At 37.1% G+C, this 24,636-nt stretch carries 27 protein-coding genes; all 27 read left to right on the top strand.

The annotated features are described in order from the left end of the window. Positions 1-22: 22 nt before the first annotated feature. Positions 23-793 carry a glucose-1-phosphate cytidylyltransferase gene (gene rfbF, locus ACFGVS_RS14710; protein WP_439699176.1) on the top strand — a complete coding sequence of 257 codons (771 nt, stop codon included), beginning with the start codon at positions 23-25 and terminating at the stop codon, positions 791-793. A 1-nt stretch (position 794) separates the two neighbouring features. Then, the gene (gene rfbG / locus ACFGVS_RS14705) at positions 795-1,886 is read left to right on the top strand and encodes a CDP-glucose 4,6-dehydratase (RefSeq protein WP_439699175.1); all 1,092 of its coding nucleotides are present in this window, start codon (positions 795-797) and stop codon (positions 1,884-1,886) included. Between the two features lie 78 nt (positions 1,887-1,964). Next, the gene (gene rfbH, locus ACFGVS_RS14700; RefSeq protein WP_439699174.1) at positions 1,965-3,266 is read left to right on the top strand and encodes a lipopolysaccharide biosynthesis protein RfbH; all 1,302 of its coding nucleotides are present in this window, start codon (positions 1,965-1,967) and stop codon (positions 3,264-3,266) included. Positions 3,267-3,293: 27 nt separating this feature from the next. Continuing rightward, positions 3,294-4,136, top strand: coding sequence for an NAD-dependent epimerase/dehydratase family protein (locus ACFGVS_RS14695; RefSeq protein WP_439699173.1), 843 nt, complete (start codon positions 3,294-3,296; stop codon positions 4,134-4,136). Between the two features lie 23 nt (positions 4,137-4,159). Continuing rightward, positions 4,160-5,185, top strand: coding sequence for an NAD-dependent epimerase/dehydratase family protein (locus ACFGVS_RS14690; RefSeq protein ID WP_439699172.1), 1,026 nt, complete (start codon positions 4,160-4,162; stop codon positions 5,183-5,185). Then, the gene (locus ACFGVS_RS14685; RefSeq protein WP_439699171.1) at positions 5,172-6,524 is read left to right on the top strand and encodes a lipopolysaccharide biosynthesis protein; all 1,353 of its coding nucleotides are present in this window, start codon (positions 5,172-5,174) and stop codon (positions 6,522-6,524) included. The genes ACFGVS_RS14690 and ACFGVS_RS14685 overlap by 14 nt, the downstream gene beginning before the upstream one ends. Then, positions 6,506-7,372 carry a glycosyltransferase family 2 protein gene (locus ACFGVS_RS14680; protein WP_439699170.1) on the top strand — a complete coding sequence of 289 codons (867 nt, stop codon included), beginning with the start codon at positions 6,506-6,508 and terminating at the stop codon, positions 7,370-7,372. The genes ACFGVS_RS14685 and ACFGVS_RS14680 overlap by 19 nt, the downstream gene beginning before the upstream one ends. A gap of 367 nt (positions 7,373-7,739) precedes the next feature. Further along, a complete protein-coding gene (locus ACFGVS_RS14675) occupies positions 7,740-8,768 on the top strand; it encodes a hypothetical protein (protein WP_439699169.1) in 1,029 nt (342 codons plus the stop codon). Between the two features lie 19 nt (positions 8,769-8,787). After that, positions 8,788-9,666: a glycosyltransferase family 2 protein gene (locus ACFGVS_RS14670; protein ID WP_439699168.1), complete on the top strand. Its 879-nt coding sequence runs from the start codon at positions 8,788-8,790 to the stop codon at positions 9,664-9,666. Positions 9,667-9,936: 270 nt separating this feature from the next. Beyond that, positions 9,937-11,169, top strand: a complete 1,233-nt coding sequence (locus tag ACFGVS_RS14665) for an MBOAT family O-acyltransferase (protein ID WP_439699167.1) — start codon at positions 9,937-9,939, stop codon at positions 11,167-11,169. A 3-nt stretch (positions 11,170-11,172) separates the two neighbouring features. Next, a complete protein-coding gene (locus ACFGVS_RS14660) occupies positions 11,173-12,168 on the top strand; it encodes a hypothetical protein (RefSeq protein ID WP_439699166.1) in 996 nt (331 codons plus the stop codon). Between the two features lie 20 nt (positions 12,169-12,188). After that, positions 12,189-12,338: a cytidylyltransferase domain-containing protein gene (locus tag ACFGVS_RS14655; RefSeq protein WP_439699165.1), complete on the top strand. Its 150-nt coding sequence runs from the start codon at positions 12,189-12,191 to the stop codon at positions 12,336-12,338. A 118-nt stretch (positions 12,339-12,456) separates the two neighbouring features. Then, the gene (locus ACFGVS_RS14650; protein ID WP_439699164.1) at positions 12,457-12,585 is read left to right on the top strand and encodes a hypothetical protein; all 129 of its coding nucleotides are present in this window, start codon (positions 12,457-12,459) and stop codon (positions 12,583-12,585) included. Positions 12,586-12,633: 48 nt separating this feature from the next. Then, entirely contained in the window at positions 12,634-13,332 is a 699-nt protein-coding gene (locus ACFGVS_RS14645) for an acylneuraminate cytidylyltransferase family protein (protein WP_439699163.1), read from the top strand. Beyond that, positions 13,325-14,269, top strand: a complete 945-nt coding sequence (locus tag ACFGVS_RS14640; RefSeq protein ID WP_439699162.1) for a phosphoglycerate dehydrogenase — start codon at positions 13,325-13,327, stop codon at positions 14,267-14,269. Before ACFGVS_RS14645 ends, ACFGVS_RS14640 begins: the two co-directional genes overlap by 8 nt. 18 nt (positions 14,270-14,287) lie before the next feature. After that, complete coding sequence (locus ACFGVS_RS14635) at positions 14,288-15,280, top strand: Gfo/Idh/MocA family protein (protein WP_439699161.1); 993 nt, start codon at positions 14,288-14,290, stop codon at positions 15,278-15,280. 33 nt (positions 15,281-15,313) lie between these two features. Then, positions 15,314-15,916: a D-sedoheptulose-7-phosphate isomerase gene (locus ACFGVS_RS14630; RefSeq protein ID WP_439699160.1), complete on the top strand. Its 603-nt coding sequence runs from the start codon at positions 15,314-15,316 to the stop codon at positions 15,914-15,916. 21 nt (positions 15,917-15,937) lie between these two features. Next, positions 15,938-16,687, top strand: coding sequence for an inositol monophosphatase family protein (locus ACFGVS_RS14625; protein WP_439699159.1), 750 nt, complete (start codon positions 15,938-15,940; stop codon positions 16,685-16,687). A 12-nt stretch (positions 16,688-16,699) separates the two neighbouring features. Further along, positions 16,700-17,155: a YhcH/YjgK/YiaL family protein gene (locus tag ACFGVS_RS14620; protein WP_439699158.1), complete on the top strand. Its 456-nt coding sequence runs from the start codon at positions 16,700-16,702 to the stop codon at positions 17,153-17,155. Positions 17,156-17,166: 11 nt separating this feature from the next. Next, complete coding sequence (locus ACFGVS_RS14615) at positions 17,167-18,291, top strand: 6-hydroxymethylpterin diphosphokinase MptE-like protein (RefSeq protein WP_439699157.1); 1,125 nt, start codon at positions 17,167-17,169, stop codon at positions 18,289-18,291. Next, positions 18,278-18,565: a hypothetical protein gene (locus ACFGVS_RS14610; protein WP_439699156.1), complete on the top strand. Its 288-nt coding sequence runs from the start codon at positions 18,278-18,280 to the stop codon at positions 18,563-18,565. The genes ACFGVS_RS14615 and ACFGVS_RS14610 overlap by 14 nt, the downstream gene beginning before the upstream one ends. 47 nt (positions 18,566-18,612) lie before the next feature. Continuing rightward, the gene (locus ACFGVS_RS14605) at positions 18,613-19,719 is read left to right on the top strand and encodes an acyltransferase family protein (protein ID WP_439699155.1); all 1,107 of its coding nucleotides are present in this window, start codon (positions 18,613-18,615) and stop codon (positions 19,717-19,719) included. A gap of 21 nt (positions 19,720-19,740) precedes the next feature. Continuing rightward, positions 19,741-20,409, top strand: coding sequence for a cyclase family protein (locus ACFGVS_RS14600; protein WP_439699154.1), 669 nt, complete (start codon positions 19,741-19,743; stop codon positions 20,407-20,409). A gap of 50 nt (positions 20,410-20,459) precedes the next feature. Then, positions 20,460-21,470 (top strand): Gfo/Idh/MocA family protein, encoded by a 1,011-nt coding sequence (locus tag ACFGVS_RS14595; RefSeq protein ID WP_439699153.1) that lies wholly within the window; start codon positions 20,460-20,462, stop codon positions 21,468-21,470. A 6-nt stretch (positions 21,471-21,476) separates the two neighbouring features. Then, positions 21,477-22,340, top strand: coding sequence for a hypothetical protein (locus ACFGVS_RS14590; RefSeq protein ID WP_439699152.1), 864 nt, complete (start codon positions 21,477-21,479; stop codon positions 22,338-22,340). A 35-nt stretch (positions 22,341-22,375) separates the two neighbouring features. After that, positions 22,376-23,491 carry a GDP-mannose 4,6-dehydratase gene (gmd, locus tag ACFGVS_RS14585; RefSeq protein ID WP_439699151.1) on the top strand — a complete coding sequence of 372 codons (1,116 nt, stop codon included), beginning with the start codon at positions 22,376-22,378 and terminating at the stop codon, positions 23,489-23,491. Between the two features lie 5 nt (positions 23,492-23,496). After that, complete coding sequence (gene fcl, locus ACFGVS_RS14580) at positions 23,497-24,468, top strand: GDP-L-fucose synthase (protein ID WP_439699150.1); 972 nt, start codon at positions 23,497-23,499, stop codon at positions 24,466-24,468. Positions 24,469-24,636: the final 168 nt, after the last annotated feature.

Genomic DNA, 24,636 nt, shown 5'->3' with positions numbered 1-24,636 from the left:
TCATTCATCTATTTTAAAACGTATGAAAGTAGTATTACTCGCCGGAGGTTTAGGCACTCGTTTATCTGAGGAAACGGTATTAAGACCAAAACCAATGGTCGAAATTGGAGGAATGCCCATTTTGTGGCATATCATGAAGATTTATTCTTCTTATGGCTTTAACGATTTTATTATTTGCCTGGGTTATAAGGGGTACGTAATTAAGGAGTACTTTGCCAATTACTTCATGCACAAATCGGATGTAACAATTGATTTGACAAATAACTCTGTTAAAGTCCATGACTCACAAGCCGAACCATGGAAAATTACTTTGGTTGATACCGGTAATGAATCAATGACAGGTGGTCGTATTAAAAGGATAGCACCACACATCGGCAATGAAAGATTTATGTTAACTTATGGTGATGGTGTTAGTGATGTAAATATTAAGGAACTTTTGGAGTGCCATGAACGCGGCGGAAAGTTTTGTACAGTAACCTCGGTACAACCGTCTGGACGGTTTGGTGCGCTTAATATTGATGACCATAATAATGTGCACTCTTTTATGGAAAAACCCAAAGGCGATGGTGCCTGGATAAACGGCGGATTTTTTGTTTGTGAGCCTGACGTTTTCAACTATATAGCCGGCGACAGTACTTTATGGGAGCGTGAGCCGATGGAAAAGATTGCTGCAGATGGTCAGATGGTTGCCTACAAGCATAGTGGCTTTTGGAAGCCAATGGATACGCTAAGGGATAAGCAGGAGTTAGAGGAAGATTGGGTACAGAATAAGGCTAAATGGAAAATTTGGTAATATGTTTAAAGAATTAGAAAAAATATATAAAGGAAAAAAAGTTTTTTTAACAGGGCACACTGGTTTTAAGGGCGCTTGGATGTTGAAAATACTATCTATGTTGGGTGCTGACGTAAAAGGTTATGCGTTGGCTCCTGAAAATGATTTTGATTTGTATAATTTAATCAAAGGAGATGAAATTTGTGATTCGGTAATAGCAGACTTGCGTGAGAGAGAAAAGCTGATTGCGTCTATCAGTAGTTTTCAACCAGATTTTATTTTTCATTTGGCAGCACAACCACTGGTGCGGTTATCCTACAGCATTCCGTCTGAAACTTTTGATGTCAATGTAATAGGTACAGCCAACGTACTTGATGGAGTAAGAACTTTGGAAAAAACTTGTCAGGTAGTTTTGATAACTACGGATAAAGTATATCATAACAGGGAGTGGGTTCACCCATACCGTGAAACTGATCGTTTAGGCGGGTATGATCCTTATAGTGCAAGCAAGGCCTGTGCGGAATTGGTAATTGATTCATACCGGAATTCTTTTTTTAACAAGGCTGTATATAATGATCATCGTAAGGCCATTGCAGTTGCCCGTGCGGGCAATGTAATTGGCGGCGGAGACTGGGCCAAAGACAGGCTAATCCCGGATATCGTTAAAGCCCTTGCAAAAAACGAGAGAGTTATTATCCGTAACCCAAACGCAGTAAGACCTTGGCAACACGTGCTTGAGCCTGTAGTTGGTTACCTGTTGCTTGGTAGTAAACTGGTAGCTGACCCAATAGAATATTCAGAAGCGTACAATTTTGGACCGGGGTTGAGTGACGCTTTGCCTGTTCATAAAATGGTAGAGTTAGCTATTGCTTCATGGGGTACTGGTCAATTCGACTTACTAAATGCTGATAAGCAACCACATGAAGCAGGACTTTTAAAATTAGATATCAGCAAAGCGGTAAATCAATTAAAATGGAAGCCGCAATATGAGGCCATTGATGCTATTGGAAAAAGCATAGAATGGTACAAGTACTACTATAACACTTCGGCGGATATTATCGCTTTTACCGAAAAGCAGATTACCGAGTTTATTGAAGCTGCTGATCACAGCTAATTGTATGGGTAAAGCGGTATACTCTGCTGTATCTTAAATAGTATATTAATATTTGAAAAACAAGTCATTAGTAATAGCATGCTAAAACACATTAACACGCCCGATCTGGAAAAGAGCCTGAGGGCAATCGCAAAAACTCAAACCACGAAAACTATTATCGCGGGCGAAAATTATATTCCGGTAACAGGTAAAGTTCTAGATGAGGATGATATTTTATTAGGTGTTGAAGCTGCACTTGATGGATGGTTAACAACAGGACGTTTTGCTAACGACTTTGAAAGGGAGTTTGCGGCCTATTTTAACGCTCCTAAAGCGTTACTGGTTAACTCGGGTTCGTCAGCAAATCTTGTTGCATTTTATGCGCTTACATCTCCAAAACTTGGCGATAGGGCAATTAAACCGGGCGATGAGGTGATAACCGTTGCAGCTGGTTTTCCTACAACAGTAAATCCAATGGTTCAGTTTGGCGCTATACCGGTGTTTGTAGATGTAGATATAGCTACACACAATGTGCTGTCAGATCAGATTGAAGCTGCTGTTTCCCCAAAAACAAAAGCAATTATGATTGCTCATTCATTGGGTAACCCTTTTGATTTAGATGAGGTGATGAGAGTTGCTAAGAAATATAACCTATGGGTGGTTGAAGATGATTGCGATTCGCTTGGCGCTACCTATAGGGGTAAAAAAACAGGAACCTACGGCGATATCTCAACATTCTCGTTTTATCCTGCACACCATATCACTATGGGCGAAGGAGGGGCAGTGATAGTTAATAATCCCGAATTGATTAAGCTGGCTGAAAGCTTCCGCGATTGGGGGCGCGATTGTTATTGTGAGCCAGGAAAAGACAATACATGCGGATGCCGTTTTGGCCAGCAGTTGGGTAGCCTGCCTTATGGTTACGATCACAAATACACCTACTCGCATATTGGATTTAATTTGAAGGTTACTGATATGCAGGCGGCATTTGGGGTATCGCAACTTAAAAAAGTTGACCATTTTGTGCAACGTAGGCGGGAAAACTATAAAGCACTTTATGACCGCATGAAACAGTTAGAAGATGTGTTTATTTTACCAGAGGCAACGCCAAATAGCGATCCATCGTGGTTTGGGTTTTTATTGACGCTGAGGGAAGGTGACGCCGCCGACAGGCACATGTTGGTACAGCATCTAGAAGAGAAGAAGATAGGAACACGTTTGTTGTTTGCCGGTAATTTATTACGCCAACCTGCCTACGCAAACGTTCAGCATCGCGCGATCGGAGATCTGAAAAATACAGACATCATTATGAATCAATCGTTTTGGATAGGCGTATGGCCTGGCTTAAATGAAAGTCATTATGATTATATGCTTGATACTATAACTGATTATTTAAAATAACTGATCGGTACTCAATAGATATTGCTTATGTATAAAATTTTGATCACAGGTATTAATGGTTTTTTGGGTAGCCATGTAGCTAAGAGGCTCTCAATAAATCATACTATTCTGGGCCTTGTACGCAATCCGGAAAACCTGCACAGAATAAAGGGTAATAACTTTGAGATATATAAATCTGACGAAGCTGGCATCAAAGAGTTGTTTGAAAAGCACAAGATTGATGTTGTCATTCACACGGCTACTTCGTATGGCCGTAATAATCAAACTGTAGATGAAATATCCCAAACAAATTTCCAATTTCCCTTGAGGTTATTAGATACGGCAATTAAAAATGGGGTTAAAGCTTTTATTAATTCTGATACAGTTTTAGATCGTTTTGTCAATTTATATTCACTAACGAAATGTCAGTTTGCCGACTGGCTTTATTTCAGGAGGAATGAAATCAAAGTAATTAATTTACAACTTGAGCACTTTTATGGGCCAGGCTGCGACAGTACCAATTTTATTACGATGATGATTGGAAGGCTTAAAAACAACGAAAGCCATATCGATTTAACTAAAGGTGAGCAAAAAAGGGATTTTATCTATTTTGACGACACTGTTGATGCCTACGAATTGATGGTAAGCAAGATAGATAATTTAGCAGATGCTTATAATAATTTTCAGGTGGGCTCGGGCGAAGTTGTCGCTGTTAAAGCGCTGCTGAACGAACTTAAAAAGCTCACAAACAGTTCGACATTATTGAATTTTGGTGCAGTTCCTTATCGTGAAAATGAACTTATGATATCAACCACCGATAATTCAGGCCTTGTGGCGCTTGGCTGGCAGGCCAAAACAACTCTTACAGAAGGATTAAAAAAGACAATTTAATATACATAATTTAAAGGGTACATATGAAATACTTAATAACGGGAGGCTGCGGTTTTATAGGTAGTAATTTAGCCGCCGAAGTATTAAAACGAGGCGAGGAACTTTTTGTTTTTGATAGTCTTTACCGTTTGGGAAGTACTCAAAATCTTGCTTGGTTACAAGAACGCGGCGCATTTGAGTTTTATCATAGAGATATCAGAAACTTAAATGATGTTGAAACAGTAATTAAAGATATAAAACCAGATGTTATTTTTCACCTGGCGGGGCAGGTAGCTATGACTACCTCTATTCAAAACCCGCGTATGGACTTTGAGGTAAATGTTATGGGGTCACATAACGTGTTGGAATCGGTAAGAAAATATTCGCCAAATACTGCTGTTTTATATTCTTCGTCAAATAAAGTATACGGGGACTTTGCCGATCTGACGTTTGAAGAAACCGAAACCCGGTACCAATGTAAAGAGTTTCCAAATGGCTTTGACGAACAGGCTCCACTTTCGTTCCATTCACCTTATGGTTGTTCAAAAGGCGCTGCTGATCAATACCTGATCGATTATAACAGAATTTTTGGCTTGCAAACGGTAGTGTTTAGACATTCTTCGATGTACGGTGGCAACCAACATCCCTCAAATGACCAGGGTTGGGTAAGTTGGTTCATAAAAAATGCGCTGGAAATAAAGAGCGGCAAACTTAAAGAACCGTTTACTATAAGCGGAACTGGTAAACAAGTGCGTGATGTTTTACATGCTGATGATGTAGTTCGTTTATATTTTGCCGCATTTGAAAATATAAAAAACACCAAAGGGCAGGCATTTAATATAGGTGGCGGCGTGGAAAATAGTTTATCGTTGCTTGAACTATTTGACCTGCTTGAAGAATTGCTTGATATTAAAATGGTTTACAAACAATTGCCATGGAGAGAAAGTGATCAAAAAGTTTTCATTGCCGATAATACTAAAATTACACGACTTGCAAAATGGAAAGCGCTTGTTGACAAAAGAACAGGTGTCTTAGAAACTATTAACTGGCTGAAAAGTGCGAATATTTAAACCAATAACTAATTTTTTAACAAAAGGGTCAGACAGATCTATTAATGTTAAGAAGAATATTGTCATTTCATTTTTTTTGAAAGGATTAAATATCGGCGCATCCTTATTGTACGTTCCTGCTACCATCAAATATCTAGACACCACACGGTACGGAATATGGATTACCTTAACATCGATAGTTGCCTGGTTTTCGTTATTTGACGTTGGTTTAGGAAACGGCTTGAGGAACAATCTTGCAACTGCCTTAGCCAATGATGAAAAGCTTGTGGCTCGGAAGCTGGTAAGTACTACTTACGCATTGTTGGTAATTATAAGTGCAAGCATTGCCTTTTTATTTTTTATTATAAATCATTGGCTTTACTGGCCCTCAATTTTAAATACTCAAACATCTTTTCAGAGTGAGCTATCTAAACTGGCGGTTATTGTAATATTTCTTTTTTGTTTAAAGTTTGTATTACAGGTAATTGATGTGATTTTGCTGGCCAGCCAACGCCCTGCCTTTAGCAGTTTATTGGAGGTTTCCGGAAGTGTTTTGGGATTGGTAGCTATTCTTTTTTTGGCTGTATTAGGCAAAACTTCATTGTTGAACTTTGGTATTGCTATTATGTCAATACCAGCATTGGTATTTCTGATAGCAAGTATCATCCTGTTTAGCAAAAAGTATAGGTTTTTACGCCCTGGACTTAAATACGTTGATTTTAGTTACTCAAAAAGCCTTTTGGGCTTAGGTTTAAAATTTTTCATGGTACAAATTGCTGTGATCATCATTTTTCAAACCAGCAATATCATTATAGCACAACTGTTTTCACCAGCATCGGTTACACCTTATAATATAGCCTATAAATATTTTAGTGTCATCATAATGGTTTGGGGCATTGTTGTAACACCAATGTGGTCGGCATTTACTCATGCTATGGCAACCAAAGATTACAAGTGGATACAACGCACTATAAGAAAACTTAACTACCTCATGATATTTGTTGCGTTTGTAATATTAATCATGTTCTTAGCCGCACCATCAATTGTAGCTCTGTGGACAAATAAGAGAGTGGTAGTAAGTAACCGAATGTTAATCATCTTTTCATTTTATGCTATGATACAAGTATGGAACAATACTTATTCATATTTTTTGAACGGAACCGGCTTAATTAGAATACAGGTAATAACCTCCATTATAGCTTCGATAATTCATATTCCATTGTCGATATTTTTAGTTAAGTATTTACATTTCGGCCCAGAAGGTGTTGTGCTTTCTATGGCGATTTCACTTTCTATATTTGGCGTTGCAGGATCTATCAAATCTTTTAAAATAATTAACAAATGGGTAGCGGTAGCTTAGTTAGTATATTGATTCCCGTTTATAATAGGGAGACCCTGGTTGGCAAGGCGATTGATTGTTCGCTTAGCCAAACGTATAAAAATATTGAAGTAATTGTCATTGATAATTGTAGTACTGACAATACCTGGAAAGTGTTGGGTGAATATGCCGGGAAAGACCCTCGGGTAAGAATATTCCGAAATGCTGAAAATCTTGGCCCGGTGGGAAATTGGATGGAGTGTATTAAACAATCAAAAGGCGAATACGTGAAGTTTCTATTCTCTGACGATTGGTTTGATGATGATTATATTGAAAAAACGATAGATTATCTTGAAAATAATCCCGACGTAGGTTTGGTTTTTTCAAAGACAATGCTTCATCAATTTGGCGAGGTAGTTGGTAAATATGATAATTTTGGCGAAAATAAAGTGTTTGCATCCAAAGATTTTATTTACAGGTATATACGTAGTAAAGGCAATGTCCCTGTGTCGCCAGGTTGTGCTATATTCAGGAAAACTGATATCCAGAAGTCATTGCTATATAATATACCAAATCCTTTAGGTATAAATTATCCCCGTACGGGCGGTGGCAACGATGTACTGCTATTTTTGCTAACGGCTGCACGCTATAAAAATGTGGGATATGTACATAATACAAACTGTCATTTTTTGGGAGGAGATGACTCAATTACCAGAAATGAAGACCTGATAATGCCATATTTATACGCAACAGCCTTTTTTTTAAATTCATATCGAACCTTTACCTGGTTTTATAAAGCAATTTTAGGGACAAGATATATTTACTACCTCATAAAAAGGCACAAGTTTAATGTAGATAGGATAAAAGAAGTTTATTTTTTGATACGATAGTTTTACCTGTAGTTATTGAAATCGTCACTAAATTTCATGGATGCGGTTTCTTAAAAACAGAATATATAGAGTAACGAACAGCAGTAGAAATTAGGGTTTGAATGATTAACAATAAACGGAGAGCGGTTATTAATTACGAATATTAATGAGTACGATTAAAAGTTCACATGTAGGAAGGGTAAACAAGTTGAGATCATTAAGGGTTTTCTTGTTGGTATCCTTGTGCTTTTTATCCGTGCAGCCCTGGATAGTGTGGGATCTTAATAATTTATTCCCGGTTATTGGTTTACTCTACATGTTCATAGTATGTTTTACCACCTTAAAAAGGCGGAAGTACACTGTTTTGCCCTTTTTACTTATCATATATATGCTTATTCCACGTACATATGAAATTATATCATTCAAAGCGGCCCTGATAACTTCCATAGCGTTTGTTACTTTTTTACAACATGAAGACGATGATGTTAAAGCGGAAGTTTTTCAAAAGTTTGTAAAGCTATTTAGTACTTTATTGGTACCTGGAATAATATTATACCTGGTTCATTATGTTATAAAATTGCCATTTTTTATCATCCCAAGCAGAAATCTGGTACTTGTTCAGGAATACAGAAATTTTGGCTTTTTTGTGGAAGCTGTACAGGATGTGGACGCATTACCAAGGTTCAGGTTTATTTTTGACGAAGCTGGGGTGGTTGGGACGGTGTGCTTTTATTTGTTATTGTTTTTAAGGTACGATTTTAAGCCGTGGCGTAATAAAATAATATTATTAGCTGGTCTTTTATCGTTTTCGCTTTTCTTTTACATTGGGTCTTTTATCATGTTTTTTATGATGAAAATTACCAGTGTAAAAAGGATGTTGATTACAGTGGTTACAGCTTTAATTGTTGTTATAACCCTTAGTAACACGGAGGTTTTTAATACCCTAATTTATTCAAGAATTACCAATGCGCAAGATTTAATAGGCGAACAGCGAACAATGGAAGTGTTCAATAATCATTATGATAAATATGTGCAAACGCCTCAATTAGCTATAGGAAATGGTATGGGGAGCGAATTTGCACTTGAAGAGCGCAAGGCAGCTATTGCTTCATATAAAGTATATATATATGAATACGGGATAGGTGGAGTACTATTACTTGTTGTTATTTATTACAAGCTGATACGTAAGGTACTCAATCCTTACAATTCAATTTTAGCTATCCTGGGGCTGTTGTTATGCTGGTATCAACGACCTTGGATAAGCGATTATTACAATACTATATTGATATTCTGTGGTATCTATATAGTTCGCGAGAAGTTGGAATTAACGAAAAAGGTAACTGCCCAACCTTCAGAAGTCGAAGAGGATTCGCTTGAAGGTGATGTTAAAGGAGCTAATAACTCTTTATCTTTTTAACACTATATAATATTTGATCATGAAATTACCAATAGCTATTGTTATACCTACCTTCAACAGGAAGCATTTATTAATTCAGTGTTTGGAATTACTGAGAACTCAAACCGTTAAGCCCGAACTAACTATAGTAGTTGATGACGGATCGTCTGACGGGACCGGAGAAATATTGAGTCGCGATTTTCCTGAAGTAATTTGTTTAAAGGGTGACGGTAATTTGTGGTGGACAGGATCGGTAAATCTGGGAATTGATTATGTATTAAAAAGCCACCCCGCAATTGAAGCGATAATTTTGCAAAATGATGATGTAAATTTTAAAAGTGATTGGATTGAAAATTTAGTAACCGTAGCCAAAGAAAACCCGAAAGCGCTGATTGGTTCGGCAACGGTCGACGTTGCTGATGGTGATACGATAACATATGCCGGAAAGACGACTCACCCATGGTTTGCATATTCAAAGTATTATCATCGTGGTGCAAAGCTTTCCTCGCTTAAGGAAGATCTGCTAATAGAATCATTTGATTTAATTGGCAGAGGAATCTACATACCTGTGGAAGTATTTCAATCGACCGGACTTTTTGATTATGAACATTTCAAACACCGTGGTGACACTGAATTACCACTAAGGGCAAAAAATGCGGGTTATAAGTTATTGGTTACATCAAGGGCCATAGTTATGGAATATACAGGTACTACAGCTTCAGTCGATATTAAAGAGAAATATTCACTTAACGATATTAAAAGTAAGTTTTTTGATTTCAGAAGTTCGGCTTATTGGAAGTATCGTTATTATTATGGAAAGATACTATCAAAGAATAACCCGGTGCAGCATCATTTCTTTTTTGTATGCCGCATGTTTATTCACCTTGGGGGGTTTGTTTCAAGATTAAGATTGTGGTAAAATTTAGAACACTTTTGATAGTATGTTTAAAAATTAATTTGTATGCTTTTTAATTCTATTGAATTTATTTTTTTCTTATTACTGGTATTAATTATTTACCCGCTTCTTAATCAAAAAGGGAGGTTGTATTTTTTACTTGCCGCCAGCTATTTTTTTTACGCATGTTGGGATTGGATGTACCTGGGGTTAATATTTTTTACCTCTGCCTCTTGTTTTGTTGTAGCCCGGCTAATAACAAATACCAAATATGTCGGTTATCGCAAATTGTTTATGGCTTTAAGCTTAACAGTCAACTTCGGTATTTTATTTGTTTTTAAGTATTTTAATTTTGTTATCAAAGCCTTTGAGGATTTGGCGTCTGCTTTTCACGGAAATTATCAATTAAATGTATTGCATTTGTTGCTTCCGGTTGGTATCTCGTTTTATACTTTCCACTCCATTAGCTATGTTATTGACGTTTATAACGGCCGGATAAAGGCAGAACGCAACATCTTTAGGTTCTTGTTATTCGTCTCATTTTTTCCTCAGTTGGTAGCGGGGCCAATTGCTCGTTCGGAAAACCTGTTACCTCAGTTGCAGGAATTGAAAGACTATGATTATAGTAACTTCAGAAAGGGATTTGTGCTGATTTTTTGGGGATTATTTAAAAAAATGGTGATAGCAGATCGGTTGGCGATTGCCGTAAACCACGTGTATAATCACGTTGATAAAGCATCTACATTGTCATTGATTATCGCCACCGTTTTTTTTACATACCAAATATATTGCGACTTTTCCGGTTATTCTGATATAGCGTTAGGCGTATCAAAGCTATTTGGTATCGATCTGATTGTAAACTTTAAGCAGCCCTACTTCTCGAAAACTATTACAGAATTTTGGCGAAGATGGCACATATCGTTATCAACATGGTTCAGAGATTATTTATATATACCGCTTGGCGGTAATAAAGTGTCAAAATCAAAATGGATATTCAATACCATGCTGGTGTTTGTGGTGAGTGGGCTATGGCATGGTGCAAATTATACCTTTTTAGTGTGGGGTGCTATACATGGGGCGATGCTGGTAATTGAACGGTTTATATATGGCGATAAAATAAGAAACATTACAAGCGGTATTACGTTCGCTAATATCTGCAGGTGGTTTATTACTTATGTAGTTGTTGTAGTTGCCTGGACTTTTTTTAGGGCCAATAATATTGGCGATGCCATAAAAATATTTGAAAAAATATTTGCGTTTAAAGATCTTAAACATGATTCTATAACATTATTTACACAAGGAGGTTCCGAGGGATTGATAGGCTTAAAATTCTACGATTTCTTCCTGGCGATATTCTTTATTCTGTTATTTATAACGGTTAATTTCATCTTCCGCAAGGATGGACTGCCAAAATTTATATTAAGCCGGTCAACAGTTGTAAGATGGAGTTTCTATATAGTGATAACTTTTGTTGTACTATGGTTTGGTAAATTTGGGATCAATGAGTTTATATATTTTCAATTTTAGTTCATGGGAAATAAAATATTAATAAAAACTGTAATTTACTTATTAGTAATATTTGGCATATGCCAGGTATTGAATATTGTATTCCCATCAAAAGCCATAGTTGTCCAACGTAAATGGGTAACTGATATTATGGCCGAAAAAGATACCCTCCAATCATTAACCTTTGGAAGGTCGCACGGTTTTGCGTTACATTATGATCATTGGGATTATAAGGGGCAAAATTTATCTTTAGGAGGAGAAGATATAGCTTCAATCAACTACAGTTTGAACTATTTTTTGCCTAAGCTCACTAATTTAAAAGAAGTATTGATTTGTATTTCTTATTCTTCTTTGTATTTTGATAATGAGGCATTGTCGAACGGCAATTTAAATGATGCCCGTAAGGCGATATATGCATCCATCCCCTCTTATAAGTTGGTTTCGCCGAAAGATTATAACAATATGTTTTTTGGAAAAATGTTTGCGTTTATGCACGCCGACTATGGCTTCGAGGAATTCAAAAACCTCGTTCAGGGGAATAAAGAATTTACAAAGGGTGACGAAAAGAAAACAGCGTTAGATTCTCTTCACATCTTAGAGTCGGCTTCGGTACAAGCATATGATCATAGTAAAGATAAGACTATTGCTCTGGAGTATAATCCGCACATTAGAGATGAGTATGTGAACTATTTGAAACAAATAGCTTCAGTCTTGAAATCTAAAAATATAGCATGCGTGTTTTTTACCCCACCTTATTATAAGGAATATACACGACTTTATCCGCAGGCGGATATAAAAGAAACAGAGAAATTTATGCAGCAAATTTGTAAAGAAACAGGCGCCGAGTATTATAATTTCTCAACTTATAAACCAATTGCCAATGATATTAAATGGTTTTATAACGCAGATCATTTGAATGAACAGGGTGGCGAGTCATTTACAAAACTTTTTAATAAAATATTACGCAATAAAGCAACTATTAAAATGAGTGAGTATCCTGATTTAAGAGTCGCTCGTTAAATATATTATTATCTCATTATATGAAATTAGGTAAAGTAATAGCTCATATACCCGCAAAAGGGGGAAGCAAAAGGGTACAGTCAAAAAATCTCAGGTATATGGATGGTAAAGCGATGATCGCATATAGCATTGAAAGTGCTTTAAATAGTAACTTAGATGAGGTTATGTGAACACAGATGATGATTCGCTTGCGGCAATTGCTGAGAGTTTGAATTGTAAAACATATCGGCGACTCGCATTATTGGGTGGAAGATTCCAAATTACAAAGATGAGGGATTAGCTTTACCATTGCGAAGAGCCGTTGAATACGATGGTCATGTAATTTATGACGCAACTGTAGGCGGAAAGCCGGATATTTTTGAGAAGCGGGATTACGACACCTTTTTTAGTGACGAGGTAACGGCGGTAAAAAAGTAGATTTTTAAAATTCAAACTTGTTGAAAATATTATTTATCAGAATTTGTAATGAAATACGTAGCTGAAATTCCTGTTAGGTTGGGAAGTAAAAGAGTCCCGAAAAAAAATTTAAGGTATATTCTTGGAAAGCCGATGGTTGGCTATGCGATAGACGCTTGTAAACAATCTGAGTTTATTGATAGTGTTTATGTAAATTCAGAGGCAGATATCATGGAAAAACTTTGTGGCGATTATGGTGTAAACTTCTATCGCCGTACGGCGGAACTCGCGGAAGACCATATAGTACAAGATCAATTCAATTACGACTTTTTAAGCCATATAGAAACAGAAAACCTGGTAATGGTTAACCCGGTGTCGCCCTTGGTAACGGCAAGAGATATTGATGACGCCATCAGGTTTTATGAAGAAAACCAACTTGACTGCTTGATATCCATCAGGGAAGAAAAACTACAGGCATTTTATGATCATCAGCCACTGAATTTTAGTGATCAGGCTTTGCTTCCGATGACCCAGAATTTAAAGCCGGTACAACTATGCGCCTGGACGGTATGTATTTGGAATGCAAAGAAATTTAAAGAACAATTTGAGGCAAAAGGCTACGCCGTTTTTGTGGGCAAATATGGTTTGTACCCGATTGATCCCATCCGGTCAATTAAAGTGAGCACGGAAGAGGATTTTCAATTAGCTGAGCTATATCTGTCATTAAAAAATACAGCAACCGAAAAAACAATAACATATTATGAATAAAATATTAACATCGCCTTCTTCTTTTGGGCAGGTAGGGTCAGAGCCTGTTGACTTACTTGTTAAAAGTGGCTATGAGGTAATTAATAATCCGTATGGCCGTAAATTAACTGAAGATGAAGTGATTGAGTTGGCAAAAGATTGTATTGGTATTGTTGCAGGCGTTGAGCCGCTAACCCCCCGTGTAATGGATGCATTGCCATTGTTAAAATGCATTAGCAGGGTAGGTATTGGTATGGATAGCGTTGATTTAAAATATGCGGCCCAAAAAGGCATAATTGTTACCAACACACCTAACGGTCCCACGAGAAGCGTCGCCGAACTTACTTTAGCAATGACATTTGCCTTGTTGCGTAAAATTCCGCAGGCCGATGCCGATCTGAAAAACCGTGTATGGAAAAAGCAAACTGGTAACCTCATTTTTAATAAGGTAATAGGTGTAGTGGGTTTAGGCCGTATTGGCCGTTTGGTATCAGAATTATTTCGAGGTATCGGTAACCCTGTAATTGGTTATGATCCTTATAGCGATGCAGCATGGGCCGAAAGAACAGGCGTTAAATTGGTTGATTTTGAAACTATATTAAAAACGGCGGATATAATTACCTTGCATGTGCCCGGTAATGAAGATAAAAGCGCAGTAATTGGTGCCAAAGAACTTGAACTGGTAAAAAACACAGCAATGCTCATCAATATATCTCGCGGAGGCATAGTTGATGAAGATGCCCTTTATGGCGCATTAACTACAAAAAAGCTAGCATCGGCGGCAATCGATGTATTTACAGATGAACCGTATACCGGCCCGCTTTGTGATTTAGAAAATGTGGTTTTAACGCCACATTTGGGCTCGTATGCCGAGGAAGGCAAACTGCTGATGGAAATTGATGCTGTAAATAATATAATCGAAGCGCTTTCTAAATATAATCACTCTAATTTAAATTAGATAGTAAAATCTACAATAATGAAATATAAAGTTGGAATAATCGGCTATGGTGTTATGGGTAAAATTCGCAGCCAGGCCATTAGAGAAATTGAAAAAGCCGTTGTTGTTGCCATTTCAGAACCCAATGCCGATGCTGTGGTTGATGGTATACCTAATGTTAGTCATGACGATATTATTAATAACCCCGATATTGATGTAGTAATTGTTTGTACTCCCAATTTTTTAAATAAATCGCTGACCATACGGGCATTACGCGCTAACAAACACGTATTTTGCGAAAAACCACCTGCTTTTACCGGTGCTGATATATTGGAGATACAAGAGGCCGAAGCCGCCAGTGGTAAAAAATTGATGTATGGTTTTAATCACCGCCATCATGACAGCGTTATGCATATCAAAAAATTGATAGATAGCGGTGAATACGGAAAGGTGTTGTGGCTCCGCGGCCGGTATGGTAAAAGTGTTACCAGTGATTATTTTAACCAATGGAGAGCTAAAAAGGAATTAGCGGGCGGTGGTATTTTGATGGATCAGGGTATTCATATGCTTGATTTGTTCCTGTATCTTTCGGGCGATTTTGACGTTGTCAAAGCCGAAGTTTCGAACCTTTACTGGCACATGGATGTTGAGGATAATGCATTTGTTATTCTTAAAGAATCAACAACAGGTAAAGTTGCTTCATTACATTCAACCATGTCGCAATGGCGTCACTTGTTTTCTTTAGAGATTTTCCTCGAAAAAGGGTATATGGTTTTAAATGGGTTGATTACATCCTCAATGTCATATGGCGAAGAAACGTTATCAATAGCTAAAAATAGATCAACAGCGCCAGCTGCTACCTGGAAAGACGAAGTAGTTACTAAGTATGTTAACAACAATAGCTGGCGTTACGAAATGGATCATTTCTTTGATTCAATTACCGATGATAAGGCGATTGCTATTGGTAATTCAGATGATGCTTACAAACTGATGCGTATCATTGATAAAGTTTACGATCAAAAGGATTTTTAAAAATCACATTATCATAAATTAAAAATTTCTATTATGGAAAGAAAAGAGCAACTAAAAGACTATTTAAAGGATTACACTAGTCGTTTAACCGCAATATTAGAAAAGATTGAAGTAGAACAACTTGAAAAAGTAGTAACAGCCATGATCACTGCATTCAAAAATGGTAAAACTATTTATGTAGTAGGTAATGGTGGCAGTGCTGCAACGGCATCACACATGCAAGCCGATTTCAGGTTTTTTGTGCGTTACTTTTCAAAGTTCCGCCCTAAAATTTTCGCTTTAACAGATAACGTTCCGATGATCACAGCAATTGGTAACGATAATAACTTTGACGATGTATTTGTTGAACAGATGCGGGGCCAATTTGTATCCGGTGATGTTTTGATCGCCATTTCAGCAAGTGGAAATTCACCTAACCTGGTTAGAGCGGCTAAATTTGCTAACGAATTAGGTGGTACTTCAATTGCTTTTGTTGGATTTTTAGGTGGTAAGCTTAATGAGATTTCAACTATACCATTATATACACCAAATCCTAAAGGCGATTATGGGCCGATAGAAGATGTGCACATGATATTAAACCACATAATTGTGAATTATCTTTCTGTTGATCCAGAGTTTCTTTCACTTACCGCTTAATGATTATAATACCCGTTATTAATGACTTATAATTCAACTTTTAAAAAGGATCTTGATGTTGCTATTCAAGCCGCGCGCCTTGCCAGTGAACTGTTAATAGCAGCTAAACAGGCCGACGTAAAAATCAATAGCAGCATAGGGAAAGATATTAAACTGGAAGCGGACGTTGAATCAGAAAAATTAATAGTAAAACATTTATCAGAAAATACTCCCTACAATATATTAAGTGAGGAGTCGGGGCTGGTTAAAGCGTCTGATGGACAAACGCTTCGATGGATAGTCGATCCACTTGATGGTAGCCTCAATTTTTCAAGAGACTTTGATATGTACGGTATCTCAATTGGTCTTTGGGATAATGGAGAACCCGTTTTGGGGGTTATATATGATTTTAATCATCATAAATTATATACGGGTATAGTAGGTGAAGCTGCTTTTTGTAATGACGAGAGAATTTATGTGAGCAGTATAGAAAACAAAAAGGATAGTATTTTAACTACAGGTTTTCCGGTTTATTCAGATTTTAGTCAAGAAACCTTACTTAAGTTTGTTACCGGTATACAGGCATATAAAAAGGTGAGGCTGCTTGGTTCGGCCGCACTTTCACTTATTATGGTTGCAAAGGGAAGCATGGAGGCCTATACCGAAGATAATATAGCTATTTGGGATGTTGCTGCTGGGCTGGCTATTGTGAAAGCCGCAGGTGGCAGCTATTCGTACAGCGAGGGTACAGGCGCCAATTACTTAAAGGTTTATGCATCTAACGGACAATAACACAAACAAAATATGATTTTAGATTCGGTAGACAATATAGAGTTTTATAAATCCTTTAATACGGATATATACGAAGGGCTTCAGTTTATAAAAAATGCCCCGTTGGATATCGCGCTTGGCGAATACCCTATATCGGCCAATGTAAAAGCATTGGTGATGGAGTATGAAACCAAAATTGATAACGGGTTTGGTTACGAAGCCCATAAACGCGTTATCGACATTCAGTTTCCTTTTATTGGGAAAGAACTGGTTAAATATGTTACGCTCGATAAATTATCGGCATATACAGCATATGATGAAGTGAAAGACGTTACTTTTTATAGGACGGCCCAACCTGAATCGGAGGTAGTTATTGGTAATGGTATTTACGGCATATTTTTTCCGATAGATGCCCATGCACCGCAGCACTGCTATAATAATATACCCGAATACATTAAGAAGATTGTTATAAAAATTAAAGTTACATAATTAAAAAAAATATGCGAGGCGTTTATGATCAGGCTATAAGTAGCATTAAAGAAGAGGGGCTTTCTGTATTTTTAGATAGGTCTGTAAGATATTTCACATTGAAGCTCAATCGAATTTTTGAGTCGGAGGATAAAGAAAACCTGCAGAAGTGGAAAGATATTAAAGGCAAATATAAAGGTAAGCGCGCATTTATATTGGGAAATGGGCCTAGTTTAAATGAAACCCCATTGTATCTGCTTAAAGATGAGTTTACCATGTGCTTTAACCGCGTAAACATGCTTTACGAGCGTTTGAGCTGGAAACCTGATTTTTTTGCGATTACTGATGATTTGGTGTACATGGATATGCTTGATGAGTTGAACGGAAAGTTGTTAGAAGATTTTGAGTATAGCTTTTTTCCTGATATTACGCCTTACAATATTAACTTTAAAGAAAAGCTTAAAGCCAGGGATAATGTATTATGGTTACATACCGACACGCCGGGCTTTTCTTTAAATTTACCTTATTGCGGTATAAATCAATCTGTAGTTAATGCAGGTTTACAAATCCTGGCTTACCTGGGTTTTACAGAAATTTATGTTTTAGGCGTAGACATGAGCTTTGCCAGCCATACCGGAAAAAAACTAAGCTCACGCGATTGGGAAGCAAAAGACAATAATGATGTAAGCCACTTTGACCCTCGTTATTGGGGAAAGGGGAAAAAATATCACACGGCGAGGGTTGATATCATGGCCGAAAAATTTGAAGATGCGCGTAAATTTTTTACCGAAAATGGCGTAAATATTTATAATTCAACAATTGGAGGTAAACTAGAAGCTTTTCCAAGAAAGGCCATCCGTGAGCTTTTTAATTACTCGGAGGAAGAAGAAAGGCAGCTTTTTATCGACGGCATAAATTCAACGCTTTCGCCAGATGCCTTTCTAACATTATGGAATGAGTCAAAAGTTATAAAAACCGCCGACGAGTTTTCGGTTGCCAACGAAATCTTTACAACCGATAACGTACTTGGCAAGGATTTGATCAGAACAGCAATCCTGTCGCATGTACCTTTTGGCCCTTATCAGGATAGATATATATTTATTGACAGGAATAGTGACATCTTACAAAAGACAAGCAATCAGGATGAGTCCCAATAATTACCTACGTCTCTCACATACGATATCGCAATCTGCTCCGGCTTTTGGCAATAAGGATAAGATTTGTATAAGGCCAAGTTATGCCATAAAAAATGGCGATACAGCCAACACATCTCTTTGGATGTTACCCAATAACCATAATACTGATAAAGTGCGTATCGACGGTGAAGAAGGAGCAAAATTGGCTCCTAAGTTTATATTAACACCTATTCCGTACGATCCCTTTAATGGTTCATATGTGCTTATAAAACGGACTGAGCCTATTGTTTTGTAAAGGGTGGTTATATATTAATAGAACTTTAATTATTAAGAAACAAGGTTATGTCAGAGAAAAACCATTACTTATCCTCGCTTGATGGTGCAAGGGCTTTGTCCATACTGTTAGTGTTGTTTGCACATCTGGGATTTGAAAAGAATGTTCCAGGCGGCTTAGGTGTCAACATATTCTTTTTCATAAGCGGGTTTCTGATTACAAGGTTGCTTATCGAGGAGTTTAAAAAACGGCAACATATAAATTTCAAAAATTTTTATATCCGTCGGTTATTACGTTTATACCCGCCTTTATTATTAATGATAGCAGTTGCATTTGTGTTTGCTTTTCTTGTAAATCAAAAGCTATTATCAAGCGAGGTGTTAGCGTCCATATTTTATTATGAAAACTATTTCGTGATATTTCATCCCGAAGTAAAATCTAATCTTGGAATTATATGGTCGCTTTCAGTAGAAGAGCATTTCTATTTGGTATTCCCCTTGTTTTTTAGCTTGTTTATGCGAAACACGCGGTGGCTGATAATATTAACGTTGCTAATAGTTCTTTCGTCACTTTTGTTGCGTGTTTATATAGGTTATAATTACCACTTTAGCGAATTCTCATATAAGTATAACTACAATGCATCATTGTGCCGGTCCGATTCGATATTGTTAGGCTGTCTTTCAAGCATGATACTATGGCTTGATAAAAAAAATGTATATCTTAAAGTTGCAGAATCTCTACCAGTATTTATAGGCGCGTTAGTTGTATTATTCATGAGTTTAGTTATCAGGAATGAATTTTTCAGGCAAACACTTAGGTATTCGGTGCAAAGTATAGCATTAATGTCAATAATTCCTGCTATGCTATTTGGGAAAAGGTATGTTTTCATTAACAGGTTTTTGTCCGTTAAGCCATTGGTGTTTATTGGTAAACTCAGTTACTCACTATACCTGTTTCATTTGATTGCTTATCGTATATGTGATACTTACTTCAACATGAACGCAAAATCATTACCTTATTATTTTTTAAGTTTATCAGGGGCGTTTATCCTGGCTTTAATCAGTTATAACCTGGTTGAAAAACCCGTGATGAAATTAAGGCGTAAATTTGGTTCTCATACGGGCGATGCGTCCAAAGCACAGGATGCCATACCTTCATTACAAGTTGAGCAATAGTTAAATATTTTATATATTAGTATGCAGGATTATCTTCTTTTATCTCACATCGTATCACAGTTAACTCCGGCCTATGGAGATAAGGATAGGGTTTTTATCAAAACGAACTCGGCTATAAGTAAGGGCGATACAGCCAATACGTCGTGTTGGTTTTTTTCAAACAACCATATTGGCACCCACATCGATTCAGCGCACCATTTTTGCGAAAATGGACAGAAGACATTTGAAATTCCAATACGGGATTACTTTTATGAAAAAGTATCGATTGTTGATATCCCATGTACCGAGGCTAAGCTGATAGATATTGAGGATTTTAAAACTCTTACAACGATAAAACCGGATACCGAACTTTTACTTATCAGGACAGGGTATGAGAATTATCGCGGAGAAGACAAATATTGGAACGATAATCCAGGGTTGGCACCTGAACTCGCTGATTATTTTAGAGAGTTATATCCTGCTTTGCGTTGTGTTGGATTTGATTTTATATCCCTTACTTCATGGAAGTTCAGGGTAGAGGGTCGTGCAAGTCATAAGGCATTTTTATGCCCTACCGATGGTAAAAAATCTATTCTGATAATAGAAGATATGGCCTTATTAAAGGCCCCAAATGAAATTGATTTAGTTGTGGTTGCCCCATTAATGGTCGAAGACGGTAATGGAGGCGCTGTTACTATTTTTGCTAAATAAATTAAATAAAAACAATAAAGAAATAATCTGCCTCAAAAATTAAAGAAAATATGGTAAAAGTTGCACTTATCGGCGCCGGAAAAATGGGTATATCTCATTTATCTATATTAGGTGCTCATCCCGATGTCGAAGTTGTCGGGGTATGTGATACCTCAAAAATGGTAAATGATTTTTTATCGAGGTATTGTAATTTTAAATGTTTCACTGATTACAAAAAGATGATTAGTGAAGTAAAACCTGATGCAGTAGTAGTAGCAGTTCCTACTAAATTCCACTACAGCATTATAAAGGATTTGCTTGATAGCAAAGTTCACATTTTCGCAGAAAAGCCGTTTTGCTTAACGGCAACAGAAGGCGAAGAATTGGTGAAGCTTGCTGCAAAACAGAATGTTGTAAATCAGGTTGGTTACCACAACAAATTTATTGGAACGTTTGGTGAAGTTAAAAAGATTGTGAATAGCGGCGCCCTTGGCGAGCTTAATCACTTTGTGGCAGAATCATACGGGCCGGTGGTGATTAAAGCAAAACAGGAAACCTGGCGTTCAGATCCATCGGAAGGCGGTGGTTGTCTGCTTGATTATGCATCACACGTAATCGACCTGTTAAACGACATCCTTGCACCGGTTACTGCCGTAAAAGGTAGCCTGCTAAAGTCTATCTATTCAAAAAATGTAGAAGATGCAGTTTATTCTTTGGTTGAATTATCAAATAAACTCAGTGGAGTTTTATCTGTTAATTGGAGTGATGAAACTTATCGCAAAATGTCTACCTCGATAACAATCATTGGTACCAAAGGAAAAATTGTTTCTGACGCCAACGAGCTTAAAGTATTTTTAAAAGATGAAAATGCATACAAAGGATACTCTAAAGGCTGGAACGTAAAATATATTACTGATTTAACAGAAGAAGTAGATTTTTATTTACGTGGAGAAGAATATTCTGCGCAGCTTGATTATTTTATTAAAGCTGTTGAAGGTAAGGTTCCAAATACAATAAACACGTTTCAAAGTGCATGGTATACAGACCGCGCTATTGATCTGATTAAAAAAAGCGTTAAATAAAATACTATGGAAAGAATTCTTTTTGGAGATAACCAGTTTTTTGCTGTTAATCATATATCTGACGAAAAATCAAGAGCACAATCTATAAAATTTAAGGATGATAGTGCCATCATAAAGACGCTTGATGAAGCAAGAGCACAGGGTATTAATACATTTATGTGTACAACCCATGATAGGATTGCCAATATCTGCGAAATAATAAGGAAGGATCCTGAAAAATATAAAGACTTTAAAGTTTACCCGTGCATGCCGTATGCCCACAAGTATGCTAATGCTGTTACAGAATTAGGCATAGCAGGTACTATTAAGCAATACGTACCAGGTAACCTTTTTGGTACTATATTTAAAGGTGGAGTAGCTTTCCTGTCAAAAGATTTTATCTCGATTATGGAACTTTTGATTGATGCAGAAATGAAAATGTTTAAAGGTGTAAACACACCTGTGGTGTTTTTGCAAAACGTTATTACCGACCTTTTTCTGGGCTTGGGTGCCAACGAAATTCTAACGGGTTTTCATAGCTATGTTAAAAAGAAATATAATGCTGAAGCCGGGTTTATTACTATGAACATGCCAAAACTGCTTGATGTACTTGAAAAAGGCGGCATTGAGAATCCGATTATCTGTTCATCAATAAATAAAGTTGGTTTCCGTATGTCTGGCGGTAAAGAAATTTACGAAGAAACGTTAAAAACACGTAAATTAAGGGCGATAGCCATGCAGGTGTTGGGCGGTGGTGCTATTGCACCAAAAGAAGCAATGGAGTATGTATGTAACTTGCCAAACATCGAATCGATATTATTCGGGGCATCTTCAAAAGCTAACATTGAAAACACGGTTTCGACGATAAATTATTTCGATTCAAAGAAATAATTCAGGTATAGGTATTTACTAAAAGAAAAAATTAAATGAAAAAAGTAGCTTTACTAACAGGCATAACCGGTCAGGACGGGGCTTATTTAACCGAGCTGTTATTATCAAAAGGATATGAGGTACACGGTATTAAAAGAAGAAGCTCTTTATTTAACACCGATAGGATTGATCACTTGTACCAGGATCCTCATGATACAAACGTGCACCTTACATTACACTACGGTGACCTGAGCGATTCAACCAATTTGATTCGTATAATTCAACAGGTACAGCCTGATGAAATTTACAATTTGGGCGCTATGTCGCATGTTAAGGTAAGTTTCGATACACCTGAATATACCGCAAATGCAGATGGTATTGGTACCCTGCGGTTGTTGGAAGCTATCAGGATATTAGGACTGGAGAAGAAAACAAAAATATACCAGGCATCTACATCTGAGTTATATGGTTTGGTTCAGGCAGTTCCACAATCAGAAACTACGCCCTTTTATCCTCGGTCACCTTACGCAGTAGCAAAAATGTATGCTTACTGGATCACAGTGAACTATCGCGAGGCTTATGGCATTTATGCTTGTAATGGCATATTATTTAACCATGAGAGCCCACTACGGGGCGAAACATTTGTAACCCGCAAAATTACCCGTGCTACAGCTAAAATAGCAATGGGCCTGCAGGATAAATTATACTTGGGTAATCTTGATGCACAACGCGATTGGGGGCATGCCAAGGATTATGTAGAGGCTATGTATTTAATATTACAGCAGGAAACTCCTACAGATTATGTAATTGCAACCGGTGTAACTACGCGCGTACGTGAATTTGTAAGAATGGCTTTTGCTGAAGTAGGTATAACAATCGAATTTAAGGGCGAAGGAGTTGATGAAAAAGGTTACGTAGTATCTTGCGATTCTCTGGATTTTCAGGTTGAAATAGGTAAAGAAGTCGTGGCTGTCGACCCTAAATATTTTCGCCCGACAGAGGTTGAGTTGCTTATAGGAGATCCTACAAAATCAAAAACCTTATTAGGGTGGACTCCTAAATATGATTTGAAAATGTTGGTGGAAGACATGATGGATGCAGATGTTAACCATTTCCGCAAAGAGAAATTGCTAAAAGAATCTGGTTATACAATTAAAAACCAATTTGAATAATGCCAATGGAAAAAGAAGCGAAAATATATATAGCCGGGCATAGGGGTATGGTTGGTTCGGCGATTCACAGGAAACTGCTGAAGGAAGGGTTCACTAACTTTATTACCAGAACATCAGATATACTCGATTTGCGTAATCAACAACAAGTAGCTGATTTTTTTGCGCAGCAAAAGCCCGATTATGTTTTTTTAGCAGCTGCAAAAGTTGGTGGAATTATAGCCAATAATACCTACCGTGCCGAGTTTTTGTACGATAATCTCCAAATTCAAAATAATATTATCCATAATTCCTATTTAAACGGAGTTAAAAAACTAATGTTTTTGGGTTCAAGCTGCATATATCCTAAAATGGCGGCTCAGCCTTTAAAAGAAGAATATCTGTTAACTGGTTTGCTCGAATCAACAAACGAACCCTATGCTATTGCTAAAATTGCAGGTATAAAAATGTGCGATGCGTATAGGGCACAATACGGATGTAACTTTATATCTGTGATGCCTACAAATTTGTATGGTTATAATGACAATTATCATCCGCAAAACTCACACGTTTTACCAGCACTCATACGTCGTTTTCATGAAGCAAAAGTGGAGAATGCTCCAAGTGTAACTATTTGGGGTACCGGATCTCCAAAGCGTGAGTTTCTATTTGCAGATGATCTTGCCGAGGCCTGCTATTATCTGATGCAGAACTATAATGAAGAAGGATTGGTTAATATAGGTACAGGGGAAGACATTGCTATTAAAGATCTTGCGTTGTTAATTAAAGAAGTTGTTGGTTATCAGGGAGATATTGATTTTGATGTTACAAAACCCGATGGAACGCCACGTAAACTAATGGACGTTACCAAACTTCATAGCCAGGGATGGAAACATACCATTGAATTAAATGAGGGAATTAAATTAGCCTACAACGATTTTTTAACAAAATTAAATGGGCAAAATACAGATAGTAATTTGCTTACTAAATCGGTTAAATAAATGCTTTGGCGGAGCCAAATTTAAAATCGAATGTTAAAGGAAAAGCCGCATTATTGAAATAGTAATGCGGTTTTTTGTTAATATACACACATTTGGTGCTACTATTTACCAGCCATTGTGAACTGTGCTTTGAAAATCTTTAAATCTGCTTACTCAATTATAGATAAC

The organism is Mucilaginibacter sediminis, from assembly GCF_051903035.1.
Lineage (GTDB): Bacteria > Bacteroidota > Bacteroidia > Sphingobacteriales > Sphingobacteriaceae > Mucilaginibacter.
The sequence above is the reverse complement of the archived record's forward strand: the minus strand, read 5'-3'. Positions and strand labels throughout refer to the sequence as shown.